The sequence below is a fragment of the Brucella sp. TWI432 genome, assembly GCF_039674445.1.
In the GTDB taxonomy this organism is placed as follows: Bacteria; Pseudomonadota; Alphaproteobacteria; order Rhizobiales; family Rhizobiaceae; genus Brucella; species Brucella chromiisoli.
The window spans coordinates 1-16,739 of the sequence record NZ_JBDJNL010000033.1; the positions used below are offsets into that span (position 1 = coordinate 1).

Sequence of the window (16,739 nt, forward strand, 5' to 3'; positions counted from 1 at the left end):
GTGCCGCCCGTATAGTCGCTGGCCGTGCCCGCAAGAACAAGCGTGCCGTCGCCGGTCTTCGTTAGTTTGCCCGTGCCCGTCACCGTGCCGGAGAAGGTGTTGGTCTTCGCAACCGTCGTCTGGATGGTGCCGCCATTCATCCCAAGCGTCACCGCACGGCTGTTGTCAAAACTGTCTGTGAGCAGAAGCGTGCCGCCATTGAAGCCGAGCGCTCCTGTGGCAGCACCAAGATTGGCATTGGCCGAAACCGACACAACACCGCCATCAATCTGCGTGCCGCCCGTATAGTCACTGGCCGTGCTCGAGAGAACAAGCGTGCCGTCACCTGTCTTCGTCAGACTACCAGCGCCCGTCACCTTGCCCGAGAAACTATTGGTCTTCTCTGCCGTCGTCTGGATGGTGCCGCCATTCGTGCCAAGCGTCACCGCACGGCTGTTGTCAAAACTGTCCGTCAGCAGAAGCGTGCCGCCATTGAAGCCGAGCGCACCTGTCGTCGCGCCAAGATTGCGGTCTGCACTCACCGACACAACACCGCCATCAATCTGCGTGCCGCCCGTATAGTCACTGGCCGTGCCCGCAAGAACAAGCGTGCCGTCGCCGGTCTTCGTTAGTTTGCCCGTGCCCGTCACCTTGCCCGAGAAACTGTTGGTCTTCGCAGCCGTCGTCTGGATGGTGCCGCCATTCGTGCCAAGCGTCACCGCACGACTGTTGTCAAAGCTATCTGTGAGCAGAAGCGTGCCGCCATTGAAGCCGAGCGCTCCCGTGGCAGCACCAAGATTGGCATTGGCGCTGACAATCAATTTACCCGAATTGACAACGGTCCCACCCGTATAGGTGTTCGCGCCACCAAGCGTAAAAGTCCCCGTGCCGCTATAGGTGAAGCCGCCAGTGCCCTGTATCACGCCGCTATAGGTATCGTCACTGCTGCCCGTTACTTCAAGCGTGTTGGTGCCAAGTGTCACAAACCCATTGTTGCCAGAAAGAGAGCCGACCGAAAACGTACCCAACGTACTCCCGGAAAAATCAAGTGCCGTACCGCTATCACTTATAAGAAACGTGGAGCCCGTGGCGCTGGATGTGTCTGTGAACACCAGTTTCCCGCCGCGCTCAGCACGAACTCTCTGGTTGTCAGCATTTGTGCCATGCGTGAATGATATTATGGAATTAGTATCCGCTGAATCTGCGGTCCACCCCCCATTCAGCGTAAGGGTCTCCCGCGTGAAATCAATATCACGGAACTCCAGCGTAGAAGCTCCACTCGCACCGAACGCTGCCTTGCTTGTTGTTGAGCCCACTCCTAAAGTGATGGTGGGCAGAACCGTGCCGGCAACCTTGCCTCCGCCATCAAACAACATCGTAGCTTCACGGTACGCAGCAACGCCATAACTCCAGTTGTCGGCGCCCGGTGAGGCCACGTTTATGACCGTACTGCTATTCACATTAATCGCACTGCCAGCACCATCCACCGCTAGGCCGACTGCGCTCTCACCATCTACTGCTACGGTTGTGCCACTGACAGTAATTGTGCCGCCTTGATCCGCACGGAGACCTTGAGCCTGTATCCCAGTACCGGTATGAGCACGAATAATGGAACCGGTTATGATCGCATGAGCGCCAGTACCTCGCGCCAGAACGGCAGAAGCAACGTCATTCACTAAGCCAAGAGTAATCTCTATTGTTGCACGATTTACAGTATATGTTCCCGCAGTAACAGAATAAGAAGGAAAACCAGCCGTACTGGACGTAGTAACTGTATTAACCGTATCTCCCGGATTCAGATCCTGATTTGATACTTGCGTCGTATAATCAGTCGCCTTTGCCTCATATGTTGTGATCGCAAGGCTTGAGACAGAGAGCGCCAGTGTCAGAGACAATGCGCTGAGGATGCTGCGGGCCTGTGAAAGACATCGGGTGGGCATAATGGCGATCTGACCCGAAGCGGGGGCCTGCGCCAACAACGGTGCGGCCACAGAACGACGGTTATAAGCAATATATGGGACGCTCATTGCGCAATACCTCTTCAACATGCATTGAAAGCGCCGCCGTGCCCGGCAGCGTTGAACCTAAAACTGGAAAATCGGGGTTCGGCGACCCGCCCGACATGCGGACCGCCCTAAAGAAAAACACGGTAGCGATGGCAAGAACAACACACGCGGCGCATCGCGGAAGCCGCAGCAGGCATGAAGAAGACCCGGGCTGCAAACGGCAAGGCGAACACGCCGCAGCGACGCTTCCCCAGCTTTGCTGCGCAAATGACCATTTCCCCTACAGACAGCCTCAACGCCCAAATTGGATCACCCCATTCAACATGCGTGAGGACACGCACCCCGCATAAAACATCGCCCTGCGCCATCAAAACGAGATGCTGGTCGATTGTGCCTTTTAACCTCGCCCATCGGCCATTCAACAGAATATTGGTAACAAATATGTTATAGTAAGAATATTTTGTAAATATAAAACGTAAATAACCTACAATAAATTGTAATATAATTTTATATTACTAATATTATACATTAATGATTTAAAATAAAAAGGATCACTCTTCTACTAAAGCAACCATTTTATGATTTTGATTTTTCGTTAATATTAGTAATGCGAAATTTACAAATCATAACCGTTGCTTCAGAGCAAAGGTCTGGCATGCACCAAAATACGGGAGCAGACGCTTTGGGTCCTGAAGACACGTCTGCCATGACAAATAGCCTGTGCAATAATGAAAAATGACGTAACAGCCGCGCCAGGAGATCCAGGACACCGACGATGTGCTCCCTGTTTCACCGATTGATTCCCATGGTGAAATCACTGTTCCCAATAGCCGCCAGCGCCCTACCCAATCTTGGCGGCTGTTACTTTCTTATAAGATCTGCATCGGCTATCCAAACCAGTCAACAGTATCTTGCACTTCGTTTCCCATGAAGAACTTGGCCCATCATGCCTCCTGCCATTCATTGAAAAATAGTGCACCATCAAAGTTCGGGATCAAACACCTAGTTGGCCATGGTATCGGCGAGAAAGTCGATCAGACCCCGGGCAGCCATGGGAAGATGTTGCCGCGACGCGTAAAGTGCATGAATACCTAATGCTTCCGGCTGCCATTCTGCCAACACCACCTCCAGCTTGCCATCCCGAACGTCCTGATCGGCTGCGAATGTCGGCAACATGGCTATGCCCATTCCGGCGATCGCGGCTCGCCGCAGCGCCAAGGCATCATTGGTTTGGAAGCTTCCGGCAACAGGCACCGCGATCTGAACGCGCCCGTTCCCCAGCGTCCACTCGGCACCACCCAGGTTGGTATAGGTCAAGCAGTAATGTTCTTTCAAGTCTTCCACACTGCCGGGTTGTCCATGAGCCTTTAGGTAGGCAGGCGCTGCATAGAGCTGTGACGGGCACGAGCCCAGTCGCCTCGCGATAAGTGAGGGGTCGAGAGTGTTTGCAATCCGGATGGCGACATCAATCCGGTCCTGAACAAGATCAACCGGTCGGTCGGAGATTAGAAGGTCAACCTTGATGTGCGGATAATCGCCAGAAAAATTTGCCAGCAGCGGGATCAGCAACGCATCGGCCAGAATGCTCGGTGCCGTAACTCGAAGTCGGCCCCTTGGTGTTCCCGCATCCATTGCCACATCGGTGATAGTGTCGGCGATCCGGACCATTTCCTTGCATAATTCAAGGACCCGCTCTCCAGCCGATGTCAGGCTGAGCTGCCGCGTGGTGCGGTGCAGCAGCCTCGTGCCCGACCAGCCCTCAATAGAGGCGATATAGCGCGATGCCATGGCTCGCGACATGCTAAGAGCTTCGGCGGCTGCCGTAGCACTGCCGCGCTCAACCCTCTCGATGAACACGCGTGCTGCCGTGATCCTGTCCATGCCATTCGCTCATTTTATGCAACACTGTGTCGACAGTAGCGCCGTTTATCTCCGCTCCATGCAACAGTATATATGTCCTAAACAAAAGGACACCGCAATGACCCATACTATTGAACTCCAGTATTTCTTCGATCCATTCTGTGGATGGTGCTACGCCAGCGCACCGGCCTTGGAAGGTCTTGCCGGCAAGTTTCCCGGCGCATTGCGCATGATGCCCTCGGGCCTGTTCTATGGCAGCCGCCCCGTCTCCGCGATATCAGATCATGCCTGGCGCAATGATCAACGTATCCAGTCACTGACCGGCCAGCCATTCTCAGAGACCTACCATCAGAACGTTCTGCTCTCTTCCACCGGTATTTTTACTTCAGCGCCCGCAACGCTGGCACTTCAGGTTCTGGGCGAGCTTGAGGCACCGCTCGAGCCTGCTTTCCTGCATGCGGTCCAGATCGCCCGCTATGTCGAAGGGCACGACACGGCCAAAGAAGAAGAAGTTGCCAAAGTGGCCGTCGCGGTCGCCCGCAAACACGGCTTTGAGCTGGCTATCGAAGGGTTTTCTGAACGCTTGAAAAACGATGTCGATCTGCGCCAACGCACCCTCGAACGCATGGAGGCGACGCAGGCCCGAATGCACGACTTGGGCATTCAAGGCGTCCCACAACTAATCGTTGTCGTGGACGGTCGGCCAATCCAGCTCAATGGCCGCGTTCTCTATCAAGGCTCCGACCGTTTATTGGCAGCGATCGAAGATTTGACTGCTTCCGTGCAACCGACCAGCAATGGGTAAAACCATGAAAATCGCTCTAATCGGTGCTTCGGGCCAAGCAGGCTCGCGCATCTTGGCCGAGCTCTCCAACCGCGATGACGACGTCTCCGCAATTCCCCGCGCCCCCTCCAAGATCGCTGCGCTTTCTGGTGTCACCGCTGTGGCCGGCGACATCGAGACGCCTGCTCACGTCTGGCAGCGCTTCACTGTGAGCTATTAGGCCTAAATCTTCTGACATCACAAACCAGCGCGCCCCAGTGGTGTGTTCCGGCGTGGAATACTGCCCCCTTTAGGGGGCGAATACTTATTCAATTTAACCCGCCCTAGATTTCATCCGAGGATCTCACTTTTAGTCAGCAGATGGAGTAAGGAGTTGAAAAGAGTGGATATGATTGCTTGTGTCCGGCGCGCCTTCCATGTTTCAAGGCTGGTCGGTAAAGAAGATCACCAGAGAGCTTCATGTTTCTCGTAATACGGTTCGTAAGATACTGCGGTCTGATGCGACGGAGTTTTCTTACAAGCATGAACATCAGCCTTTTCCGAGGATGGAGCCATGAGATTATTCGGCTCAATGGCGTGACCACAACGATCAAAGTCGCACATGCTTGATTGTGTCATTGCCGGGTGATGTTTGCATAGGCTTCCATGCGCGGCAGGCAGAGATAATCGCCATTCAAAACCCAATAAAATCGCGAAAGAAAATTCTATAAAAGTTTATTTTCATATTGAAATATCAATACATTTAATAAACTAAACAATATAAATTTATAGCAATAAGTATATTATAATTTAAAATTCTCCATTTTCTACATTTTACAATTTAGCCATGCATTTTTGATTCCTATAAAAAATACTCTCTTTCACATTGACAAAATTGTGGCCAAACCTAGATTTGAAGTTTGGAATTTATGCCCCAATTTTGTGAGAGAAAATGCCAGCAAAATTTATTATCAATCCGCCCGTATTCTTCGGTTCGATTATTATCATAGGATTGTTTCTCGCGATCGGTGTAATTGTTCCAGATCAGGCCGCTGAAATTTTTGCTGCTTTGCAAAACAGTATTCTTGCAAACTTCGGTTGGTTTTACCTTCTTGTTGTTGGGATTTTTCTGGCCAGTGTTCTGTTGCTCAGTCTAGGGCGATATGGACGCCTCAAATTAGGGCCGGACGACTCCACACCGGATTTCAGTTTTATGTCGTGGATTGCGATGCTTTTTGCCGCCGGCATGGGCATCGGGTTGATGTATTATGCTGTCGGTGAGCCGATGTCTCACTTCATGGCCCCGCCAACAGCGGAACCCCGCTCGATCGAAGCAACGCGCCAGGCCATGGCTGTGACGTTCTTCCATTGGGGCATTCACGCCTGGGCTATTTACGCGGTCGTGGGGCTTTCGCTTGCTTATTTTGGTTATCGCTACAATCTACCACTCACAATCCGCTCGGGATTATATCCACTTTTAAAAGAACGGATTAACGGCCCGATTGGGCACGCTGTTGATATTTTTGCGATTGTCGGAACAATGTTCGGGATCGCAACCTCGCTTGGGTTGGGTGTTTCGCAAATCAATGCAGGACTTAATTATCTGACGGGCGTCCCCATCGGATTGCAGGTTCAGCTTCCTTTAATATTGGTCATTACCGGCCTTGCGACCATATCCGTTGTCACCGGGCTTGATAAAGGTGTTCGCATTCTATCGGAAGTGAACCTTCTGATTGCAATTTTGCTGATGCTGTTTGTTCTCGTCGTGGGCCCAACTTCGCAGCTGTTCCGCGATTTTGTTCAAAATATCGGGCTTTATCTGGATACGATTGTTCTTAGAACATTCAACATTTATGCCTATCAGCCAACACCATGGATTGATGCCTGGACTCTTTTCTATTGGGCATGGTGGATTTCCTGGTCGCCTTTCGTCGGTATGTTCATCGCGCGTATCTCCAGAGGGCGAACAGTGCGCGAATTTGTTACAGCCGTTTTGTTTATTCCAGCAGGCTTCACATTCTTTTGGATGACTGTCTTTGGCAATTCCGCAATCCTGATTGACACCACAGTTGCCAACGGAAAGCTGGGCGCTGAGATAGCGGCAGACGTTTCGGTCGGCCTGTTTCATTTCTTCGAATATTTGCCGTGGACCACATTGACCTCGACGCTTGCGGTCATTCTGGTGGCAATATTCTTCATCACTTCTTCAGACTCGGGCTCTTTGGTTGTGGATTCCATTGCCGCCGGTGGTGAAACCGAAACAACGACCGCCCAACGGGTCTTCTGGTGCGCGCTTGAAGGCATTGTTGCCGCGAGCCTGCTTGTTGCGGGTGGATTGGGTGCACTTCAATCTGTGACGATTGCAAGCGCACTTCCATTTTCTATCGTCATTCTCGTTCTTGTCTGGTCGCTCTTCAAAGGGATGCGGGCCGACCTCGCCCAACAGGTCGCACATGCGGGAATTCCAACCACTCCGACGGCACAACCGGCGTCTGGCCTGACCTGGCAACGCCGGTTATCGTTGATGCTGCATGCACCTTCCGAGCGTGAAGTGTCCGCTTTTATCGAAGGCCCGGCAATGAAGGCGCTTTCCGAAGTCGCAACGGAACTCAACAATCGAGGACGCGACACCGTTGTCGCCACAGAAGACAATGGTTCAATTGCACTGCGTTCATCGGCGGAAGGCGTTCGCGACTTCATTTATGGGATAATGCCAGCCTCGCACCAGATTCCCGCTTTCTCCGCTATGGCCGTGGGAAAACCTGAGTTTCGCTACGAAGCCAGAACGTATTTTTCGAGTGGAGGACGAGGTTACGATGTCATGGGCATGACGAAAGATCAATTGATCTCCGACGTTCTGGTTCAGTTCGAGCGCTATCTCGCATTGGTTCACACACCAGAAACGCAATTGGTCCACAGCGCACCGGAGCATTCAGCCGACATGTGATCGTCGATATGTGAGAATTTTAAATACCAACAATCGAGATAGGAATAATGGACCAAAAAGCGACCGAAGTCTTTGAACGCACCAATCAATTTCTGTTCCAGATATCCGATCTGCTTCTGCGCTATTCGCTATCAACCCTGGGTGCAATTGTAATCCTTTGTGCTGGGTGGATTTTAGCGGGAACCCTTCAACGCTGGACCGTCACCTCGCTATCGGGCATCCGCGGCCTCGACAAGACAATTTCAAAGTTTTTTGGCGGCATCATCCGCTACAGTGTTCTTGCCATCGTTTTTGTGATGGTTCTGGGCCAATTTGGCGTTCAGACTGCCTCAATCCTTGCAGCATTGGGCGCAATAGGCCTCGCCATTGGGCTTGCCTTGCAGGGCACACTTCAAAACATTGCGGCAGGCATTATGCTTCTTGTTCTTCGCCCGTTTCGGGTTGGGGAGTTTATAAGTGCAGGCAGTGTTGTCGGCACAGTTGAAGAGATAGGCTTGTTTACAACAGAGCTTAAATCTTATGACGGTGTTTACATTGTGGCTCCGAATTCAACGCTTTGGAACACGTCGGTCATCAACTATAGCCGCCTCAAGATGAGGATGCACGACTTCAAAGTGCGTATAGGATACGACGACAATATCGATAATGCGTTCTCAATCATTCAGAAGATTGTCTTGTCACAGGAGGGAGTGCTTCAAGAGCCAAAGCCCACCTTCTTTGTTGATGAGCTGGGCGATAGTGCTGTTATCTTGTGCTATCGCTATTGGATTGACAGCAATCATTATTGGGACGTCGTTCGCAACACCACCAAATCTGTTAAAACCTCTTTTGACGAGGCGGGAATAAAAATACCCTATCAGCAGGTTACCTACCATATGAAGGCTGCTGCTTAGAAGGCGTTAAAGCATAATCCCATGACTTTCGCTTCGGGCAGATTATGCTTTATTCAGCCCTTTGTGCCTCATGCTTGATGAAAGCGGCCATGCCTTCGGATTGGATGCCATCAACCATATCCCTGAGCATGGCGCCGAAAACGCCGTTGATTAACGTCTCTGGAAGAATTTCAGGGCAAACGAGCGCAACTGAGCGAATTATATCATCCGCAGTTGCCGCATGTTTTAAGGCGCTCTGAAGCTCCATTGCACGCGGGTCATTCAATGCTTGCGGATTTCCATACCTATCTTTGCGAACAAGATAAGCAAGCCAGGCCGCCAAGGAAAATGCAAAAGGGCGCGTGGATCCGCCTGCTGCAATCGTCTCCATTGCCGGTGCGGTTATGCGTTGAGGAAGCTTTTGCGTCCCATCCATCGCGATCTGTGCCGTAGAATGTGCTATCGCTGGATTGGAAAATCGTTCGGCCAATGCTGAAGCATACTCATCAAGATCAATCGTTAGTCCTTCGACAGTCGCGGCCGCTGCGGCAAGATGGCGCCGAACAAGGGCGGCATGATCAGGGTCAGCCATAACATCGCGTACAAGTGCTTTTCCGGCCAATTGCCCGCTATAGGCAAGCATGGAATGCGCACCATTGAGCATGCGAAGTTTCATGCGTTCATATGGTGTCACGTCATCGACAAACAGGACGCCAGCGCATTCCCATTCTGGCCGTCCAGCACAGAATTGATCCTCTATGACCCATTGCGTGAATGGCTCGGTTTCGACTGCTGCATGATCGTCCCGCCCGCTCAGTTCTCCGGCCAGTTTGGTCGTATCGGCGTTTGATGCGGGTGTGATGCGATCCACCATGGATGAAGGAAAGCTGACATTGTTTGCTATCCAATGGAAAAGCGTCTCACCGTGGGTTTTGCGTGCAAAAGTCAGGACTGCGTTGCGCAGTTTCTCGCCATTATGAGACAGGTTATCACAGCTCAACACAGTGAATGGCTGCAATCCCAAATGCATTCTGCGGTTCAGAGAACCGACAATCAGTCCGATCACTCCCCTGGGCGCATCAGGATTTGCAAGGTCGAAAGCGACCGCAGGATGGCTATCATCAAGCTGACCATCGCTGGTGATACCATATCCTTTTTCCGTCACCGTCAAACTGACAATACGGCAGCCAGGAGATGCCATGGCTTCCAATGCATCGCCACTAACATCAGGTCCGGCCAATACCCGTTCAAGCGCGCCGATCACCCGTGCCTCTGTGGTCGCGCCGCGTGTGATCAGCGTGTAATGACCATTCTGTGGATTTAAACTCTCCGCAACAGACGTTCCACGCAGCGATACGCCGATAACACGCCAGTCGCCGCCATTTTGTGCGAGAGCAGCATCGGTGTAAGCAAGCAGATGAGCGCGTGCAAAATTGCCAAGCCCCAAATGGACAATTCCAGCCCCATGGTTCTGCGGTGTGTAAGCAGGCCAACTGGCCGATGCACCCAGATTTGCCTGCGCCGAAAGTCTTGTCATTCCACCACCCTGACATCTGGATGCGACAGGGCGGTCATGATCCCGCGCAATTCCGCCAGCCCTTTCAACCGACCAATGGACGGATAACCCGGCTGCGCTTTTCTGTTCAGATCATCCAGAATGTCCTGACCATGATCAGGCCGCATTGGAATTTGCCAGTCTGCGCGGCCCGCAAGCTTGCGCCGATTTTCTTCGGCAAGAATGGCTGCAATCATGGCAACCATATCGGTATGGCCTTCCAGATGAGCGGCCTCATGGAACGATCCACCAAGATGCGGTTCTTCAAGGGCGACATTGCGCAGATGCAGAAAATGCACCCGATCGCCCAGCCGCTTCATCATACCCGGCAGATCATTATCAGCGCGTGTGCCCAGTGATCCGGTGCAAAGCGTAATGCCATTTGCCGGAATATTCACCGCATCCATCACGGCCTTATAATCGGCTTCGGTCGACATGATGCGCGGCAGACCAAGCAGCGAAAACGGTGGATCATCCGGGTGGCAGCATAAACGCACACCAAGTTCTTCAGCCAGCGGGCTGACCTCTGCCAGAAAATCAATCAGATGCCCCCGGAGACGTTCAGGCGAAATATTGTCGTAATGCGCAAGATGACGCTTCACATCATCCATCGACATGCGTTCAGCGGCACCGGGCAAGCCAAACACGACATTCCCCGAGAGCTCCAGACGTCGTGCCTCAGGCATGTCTGCAAACCGCTTGTGTGCCGCCTCATAGACCTCTGGACTATAATCATCCGATGCGCCGTTGCGTTGTAAAAGAAACAAATCAAAGGCTGCAAAATCAATCGCGTCGTAGCGCATACAGGTGGCGCCATTTGGCAATCGATACGCCAGATCAGTGCGCGTCCAGTCGAGGATCGGCATAAAATTATAGCAGATGACTTCAACACCTGCATCACGCAGGTTTCGCATGGAGGTCTTCCAGTTTGCGATATGTGTTTTCCAATCACCCGTCTGGCGTTTGATATCCTCAGAAACCGGAAGGCTTTCAACGACCTCCCACCGAAGACCGGAGGCTTCCCCGTTCTTCATGTAGGCGATGTCTTGTTTTCGCTTTTCGATTTCTGCAGGCGACCAGACGACGCCCGTCGCAACATGGTGAAGGGCTGTTACAACGCCTTCCACTCCTGCCTGCAACATATCATCGATGGATACCAGGTCCTTGGGGCCGAACCAGCGCCAGGTCTGTCTCATAGTGTCGTCTCTCTGTTTTCAGTGCCGTGCAGATGCAGCGGCAAAAGTAATTTGAACCTTGACCGATTGGGAACGGTCGGTTGCCGCACGAAATGCGGCAAGCGCGTCGGTCACAGGCAAAGTGGATGTAATGATCGGGCGTGGGTCGATTGCGCGCGATCCGATAAGCTGCACAGCATCAGCGAATTCGGTATCGAAACGCTGCGAACCGATAAACTGAATTTCCTTACCAACCATCACATTCAATGGCATGGTTGTAGGCCCTGCAACACCCACTTGCACCATCGTTCCGAGTGGGCGCAAACACGAAATTGCATCATTGATTGCAGGAGCAGCGGCGGAACACTCAAACACGAGATCAACCTTGCCTTTATCGTCTTTCCATCGGTCAAGGCCGGTAGGATTGGCCGCAATATTGACTGTGTGATCAGCGCCCATTTTTGCAGCAATCGCCAGTGTCGCGTCCTGAATATCTGTCACGATAATTTCGGAAGCGCCCCGCTTTTTTGCCACGGCAACACAAAGCGCGCCAATCGGGCCCGCTCCCGTCACCAGCACGACTTTGCCGGACAGGCTGCCGGCAATTGCCTCACCCCGATTGGCTGCATGCAAACACACAGCCAGCGGCTCTGAACAGGCGGCAGCACCCGGATCGATGTCATCAGGCACAGCAAAGCATTGATCCGCTTCAATGACGATCCTGTCGCGAAACATGCCTTGCTGATGCGGAAGATACATTGCAGAACCTTTAAACCGCATCGCAGTGCAGTGGCGCGCAAGGCCCTGCTGGCAAAAACGGCACGTACCGCAAGGCTGGGACGGGTTCAAGGCCACAAGCTGGCCAGGCCTCAGACCCGTCACCCCTTCACCGAGCGCTTCGATGCGCCCGGATGCCTCATGCCCCAAGATGATCGGCTCGCGAACACGAATGGTTCCGATACCGCCTTCCAGCCAGTAATGCAGATCAGATCCACAAATTCCGCCAGCCTGAATTGCGACCAGGACCTGACCTGGCCCCGGTGTTTCGAGCGGCCTGTTCTCAATGCGCAAATCATCCTGCGCATGAAGGCAAACGACACGTGTTACCGATTGTTCCGTCATCACAACCTCAAGGCATCAAAGTGTTGGGCAACCATGTCGCCAAAGGCGCGAAGTAGCTGACCATGAGAAGAACGATAATATTGGTGATGATGTAGGGAATAATCGCTCTGATCACCGGTGATAGAGGGAGTCGTGCGATATTTGACGCCACAAACAGGCAAACACCGACGGGAGGGGTCGTCAGACCGATCATCAGGTTCAACACTGCAAAACAGGCAAAGTGAATGGGATCAATACCGACGGCGATAGCCAGTGCCTGCAAAGGCACAAACAGGATGATCAGCGCAGCAATCGTTTCCATGAACATGCCAACGAACAGAAGCAAAATGTTAATCAGCAAAATCACAACGAACTTGTTGTCCGTAAACGAAAGAACTGCATTGGCCAGTGTCTGGGGAATGCGCTCTGCAACCAAAATCCAGCCAAAAACATTTGCAGTGCCTACCAGCACCAGAATGCCGGCAGAACTGATTGCACTGTCGATAATGATTTTGGGAATACGGCTTACCGGCAGTTCGCGATAGATGAACAGGCCCACGAGTGCTGCATAAAGACATGCCACCACAGCAGTTTCGGTTGGTGTGGTTATCCCGATCAGCAAACCGCCGACGATCAGCGCAGTCATTGCAATAGCCCAGATCGCGCCAGTGAACGACGTGAACAACTCCCGAACGCCCTTCCAGCTTTCACGCGGGAAGTTCTTTTTCTTTGCGATGAAATAGGTTGTTACCATCATCGCAAAACCCATCAGCAAACCAGGAACTGCGCCAGCCAGAAACAGTTTCCCGACCGAAAGCCCGGAGAGCGAGCCGACAATAATCATCGGAACGCTCGGCGGGATCATTGGACCGACTGTGGATGATGCAGCGGTCACAGCTGCCGAGAAAGAGGCAGGATATCCGACTTTTTTCATGCCGGGGATCATCATGCCGCCAACGGATGCAACATCGGCAACCGCAGTGCCGGAAATGCCGCCAAAAAGCATGGAAGCTGCGATATTGGCTTGCGCAAGTCCACCGCGCATCCATCCAACCAAAGCGTTGGCAAAGCGAATGATACGCTCCGTAATGCCACCGGAATTCATCAAATTGCCTGCCAGAATAAAGCCCGGAATACAGAGCAGCACGAAACTGTCCATCCCGGCATACATTTTCTGAGGAATGACAACGAGCGGAATATCAGCAAACAGGAGATAGGCCATTGAAGACAGGCCCAATGTGACGGCCACGGGTAGACCGATGACCAGACCGAGCACAAATGTGCCAAGAAGAAGGGTCAGACCCATCAGTTTTCCTCCGAATTGGGGATGGGGCGCCCATCATGGCGGCCTGTCAGCATCTCAATGATACGCATCAGCGCCCAAATGATCAGGGCAACAAACAAAATAAGCTGCGAGGCGTGGATGATATCCATTCTCCAGCCCAGAGAAGGTGCCGTCTGACGGCTGCCAATGGTGGTGTAGTCCCATGCGGCGGGCAAAAGGATGGCTGCAAACACCAATGTCAAGATTGCGCTGACCAGTCGCAACAGCCAGGGCAACCGTCCGGGCAAGCTCTCACATATCAGATCAACATTGACCATATCGCCGCTGCGCAGGGCAAGGCCAGCGCCGAGCGCACCTATATAGAGCAGGCAGAACCGGGTCAGCTCTTCCGTCCAGACGGGAGCCGTGCTCAGGAAGGTGCGTGCGTAAACCTGCAGCAGAACAGCGCCGATCAGCACAAGAAATGTTGCGAGTATCAGAAGGCGAAATACGCCCTCCAATCCTTTGAATGCTTTTGTCATGGTGTCCTCGACAGGGTAGCTGCCGGATTTAATCCGGCAGAGCCTTTATCTCAGTCGTTGAAAACCTGTTCGGCCAATGGGCGGATTTCCTGCGGCACAGACGCGATGACGGCATCTTTCGCCTTGTTGGCGAAAGCGGCCTGATCGACGTCCACGAATTTCACACCATGTGCTTCGAGATCGGTAACGAGTGCTTTTTCGTCAGCGGTAAACAGTTCGCGTTCGTAGGCTTGTGTGATCTTGGCAGCTTCCAGCAAAGCGGCCTGATCAGCTTCCGACAATTTGTTCCAGCTACGCTCTGATATGGTGAGATAAATCCACGAGCGAACATGTTCAGTCTTGTTGACGACTTTTTGAACTTCATAAAAGCCACCCGACTTGAACAGAGCAAGCGGATTTTCCTGCCCTTCGATGGTGCCGTTCTGAAGCGAGGTAAAGACTTCCGAAAAAGCCATAGGGGTAGGGTTGGCACCCAGCGATTGCCATGCAGCCACGAAAATAGGCACATTTGGTACGCGAACCTTGAAGCCCTTCAAATCATCAGGCTTCGTGATCTCACGATTGGCTGAAAGGTTGCGCGGCCCACGCGCGAAATATGTCAGCGGTCGAATAGCCGCCTTCTCAATAATTTCGGCTTCAATCTGCTTACCGATATCGCCGGATGCAACCTTGTCCATATGCTCAAGCGACTTGTATCCATATGGCAAAGCCAGCAAAGCGGCTTTCGGCGCCCAATTTTGAAGGCTCTCGCCGGTGATGGTCATATCGGCAGTGCCGAGCTGCATGCCGTTGATGACGTCGATTTCCTTGCCGAGCGATTCATTCGGATAAACTTCGACCGCCACCCGTCCTTCGGTGCGGGATTTGACTTCGTCTGCAAATTTCAACGCAGCCTTGTGCCAGATGTTTTCTTCATTGGCGAGATGACCAAGTTTAAGCGTGACCTCCTGTGCAAACGAGGTCCCGCCCATCACGGCAAGCATGGCGCAGGTTGCTGCTATGTGTTTAAAAGATCGAAACTTCATTCTTTCCTCCTCTGGAATGATTTCAGCGCCGTTGTTTTCCGGCACTATAGAAAATACTCAGGCCGCTCCTGCTTGATGACAGGCAGATCAATCAAAATCCCCTGAAGGTGCTGCCGCATGAATTGTTCGGCTCTCGCCACGTCTCCTGCGGCAATGGCATCAACCACCTCACGGTGTTGAGCGATCAGGCGCGCAACAGGAAAATGCATACTTGAAAGAAAACGCACCCGATCCATCTGGGCCTTCATTTCAACCACCACCCGCCAGGCTTTGCCTTTGTCAGCGCCTTCAGCAAGTGTGCGGTGGAATATTTCATCTGCATCCATGAAATCGCGAGCCGATCCGCCGATGAGCTCTTCTTGACGAACAAGCAACGCACGCAGTTCTGTGACAAGCGCTTCGTCAGGCGATTGGGCCAGAAGCTTCACAATGTCCGCCTCGACAGCCTCGCGAACGAAACGGGCATCCATAACCGCTTGCAGTGAAATTTTTGCAACAAACGTGCCTCGCTGAGGGCGAACCTCGAGCAAGCCTTCATTGGCAAGCGTAATAAAAGCCTCGCGTACGGGCTGGCGGCTGACGCCATATTGTTGAGCCACATCAGCTTCCGAAATCCGCGTGCCCGGCGACAATAAATTGTCAATGATGGCAGCCCGCAATGTTGCGTAAAGCTGATCCACGACACTGACATGCGTTGGTCGCACCAATGGGCTCTGCATGATTTAATCTCCTCATTTTTCTGCTTATACCATACTACCATACCAGTCAATATGGGGTCACACTTTCAGCGCCGTAGGATAATCCGGCCGTATTTAACGGAGTTTTTCAGAAAAGTTTACGCAGCTATTTTTAGTCTCTTTGCGGGGTATCCCGAAAGCTCCTATTGGGGGCGCTCATTGTAATACGCTCAAATCCATTGTGCGATGAATCCCTGAACCTACTGTAAAAGCTTTGTTTTTACACTCATCTTCGCACAATCCCCTTCAGTCCGCAGTTACATCTCTGGGCAACTAATCCAATGGATCAGTTGCTTTTCCGGCTTCTATCCTCCCACGCCATTATCTGGCTGATCCGAGATGCATCCAAAAAGCCATATGTTTGCGCCCATTTACAATATTAGATATTGCTGACTTAATAGTCGCATATCACTCCTCGAAGATTCGACTTTAAAACCCGATAACCGCGGGTAATTTGGGGTAACATTTTCTATCACTTTCATATTGCTTATAGTGACTTTGAAAATGATCTGATTGTCAAAGGTAGTGAAATTTTGCTGTACTGACAGCTGATTGTAGAACACGCTTTAGTTTCTGGGCGCTGCACTGTGCCATCACCACCCGTTAACCTTTCAGCCTCTTTATTAACAGGCAGACTTTTTACTCAGCCTCAAGCGGTAAGTTTAACTTATTCAGATTGCCGCGCTTCTCATCTAAATTTTCCCGCCCCTAACATGAGAAGCATTCGCCGCCGCGCGCCCCCAACAAATACCAGCTTGCTGCGCCTCATTAATGTTGCTCAACTCTACAGATATTTTATTCTTAGGGATTTTTTTATGAGTGCTTTCACGACGAATGCGGGTAATTTTGGACCTGCTGAGAATAGTAGTGTTGATCCGCGGACTGGTCTTTTTGGAGCGACTGTTGAGTTAGC

Annotated in this window: 12 protein-coding genes and 2 pseudogenes; 5 read left to right on the forward strand and 9 right to left on the reverse strand. The window is 52.1% G+C overall.

The window, feature by feature from the left end:
- Both ABE527_RS20675 and ABE527_RS20680 read right to left on the reverse strand, forming a co-directional pair.
- On the reverse strand, positions 1–2,006 hold a 2,006-nt coding region (locus ABE527_RS20675; protein WP_499698180.1), incomplete at its 3' end, for a beta strand repeat-containing protein.
- 981 nt (positions 2,007–2,987) lie between these two features.
- On the reverse strand, positions 2,988–3,866 hold the full coding sequence (locus ABE527_RS20680) for a LysR family transcriptional regulator (protein WP_499698181.1): 879 nt from the start codon (positions 3,864–3,866) through the stop codon (positions 2,988–2,990).
- 97 nt (positions 3,867–3,963) lie between these two features.
- On the opposite strand from ABE527_RS20680, the gene ABE527_RS20685 reads away from it, so the two are divergent.
- The 5 genes and pseudogenes from ABE527_RS20685 to ABE527_RS20705 all read left to right on the forward strand — a co-directional run bounded on the left by ABE527_RS20685 (position 3,964) and on the right by ABE527_RS20705 (position 8,448).
- Positions 3,964–4,650, forward strand: coding sequence for a DsbA family protein (locus ABE527_RS20685; RefSeq protein WP_499698182.1), 687 nt, complete (start codon positions 3,964–3,966; stop codon positions 4,648–4,650).
- Between the two features lie 4 nt (positions 4,651–4,654).
- Positions 4,655–4,813: pseudogene (locus ABE527_RS20690) on the forward strand (NAD(P)H-binding protein); the annotation flags it as partial.
- Positions 4,814–5,017: 204 nt separating this feature from the next.
- A pseudogene (locus ABE527_RS20695) lies at positions 5,018–5,135 on the forward strand (helix-turn-helix domain-containing protein); the annotation flags it as partial.
- A gap of 425 nt (positions 5,136–5,560) precedes the next feature.
- Positions 5,561–7,555 (forward strand): BCCT family transporter, encoded by a 1,995-nt coding sequence (locus ABE527_RS20700; RefSeq protein WP_499695404.1) that lies wholly within the window; start codon positions 5,561–5,563, stop codon positions 7,553–7,555.
- 47 nt (positions 7,556–7,602) lie between these two features.
- Complete coding sequence (locus ABE527_RS20705; RefSeq protein WP_499698183.1) at positions 7,603–8,448, forward strand: mechanosensitive ion channel family protein; 846 nt, start codon at positions 7,603–7,605, stop codon at positions 8,446–8,448.
- Positions 8,449–8,497: 49 nt separating this feature from the next.
- Here ABE527_RS20705 and ABE527_RS20710 read toward each other — a convergent pair whose 3' ends face one another.
- The 7 genes from ABE527_RS20710 to ABE527_RS20740 are packed head-to-tail and all read right to left on the reverse strand — an operon-like array spanning position 8,498 to position 15,808.
- Positions 8,498–9,964 carry a mannitol dehydrogenase family protein gene (locus ABE527_RS20710; RefSeq protein WP_499698184.1) on the reverse strand — a complete coding sequence of 489 codons (1,467 nt, stop codon included), beginning with the start codon at positions 9,962–9,964 and terminating at the stop codon, positions 8,498–8,500.
- Positions 9,961–11,178 (reverse strand): mannonate dehydratase, encoded by a 1,218-nt coding sequence (gene uxuA, locus ABE527_RS20715; RefSeq protein WP_499698185.1) that lies wholly within the window; start codon positions 11,176–11,178, stop codon positions 9,961–9,963. The genes ABE527_RS20710 and uxuA overlap by 4 nt, the downstream gene beginning before the upstream one ends.
- 18 nt (positions 11,179–11,196) lie before the next feature.
- Positions 11,197–12,279, reverse strand: a complete 1,083-nt coding sequence (locus tag ABE527_RS20720; protein ID WP_499698186.1) for an L-idonate 5-dehydrogenase — start codon at positions 12,277–12,279, stop codon at positions 11,197–11,199.
- Positions 12,280–12,286: 7 nt separating this feature from the next.
- Entirely contained in the window at positions 12,287–13,564 is a 1,278-nt protein-coding gene (locus tag ABE527_RS20725; RefSeq protein WP_396998355.1) for a TRAP transporter large permease, read from the reverse strand.
- Complete coding sequence (locus tag ABE527_RS20730; RefSeq protein WP_499695399.1) at positions 13,564–14,064, reverse strand: TRAP transporter small permease; 501 nt, start codon at positions 14,062–14,064, stop codon at positions 13,564–13,566. The genes ABE527_RS20725 and ABE527_RS20730 overlap by 1 nt, the downstream gene beginning before the upstream one ends.
- 50 nt (positions 14,065–14,114) lie before the next feature.
- The gene (locus tag ABE527_RS20735) at positions 14,115–15,089 is read right to left on the reverse strand and encodes a TRAP transporter substrate-binding protein (protein WP_265985912.1); all 975 of its coding nucleotides are present in this window, start codon (positions 15,087–15,089) and stop codon (positions 14,115–14,117) included.
- Positions 15,090–15,133: 44 nt separating this feature from the next.
- Complete coding sequence (locus tag ABE527_RS20740; protein WP_265985913.1) at positions 15,134–15,808, reverse strand: GntR family transcriptional regulator; 675 nt, start codon at positions 15,806–15,808, stop codon at positions 15,134–15,136.
- Positions 15,809–16,739 lie beyond the last annotated feature (931 nt).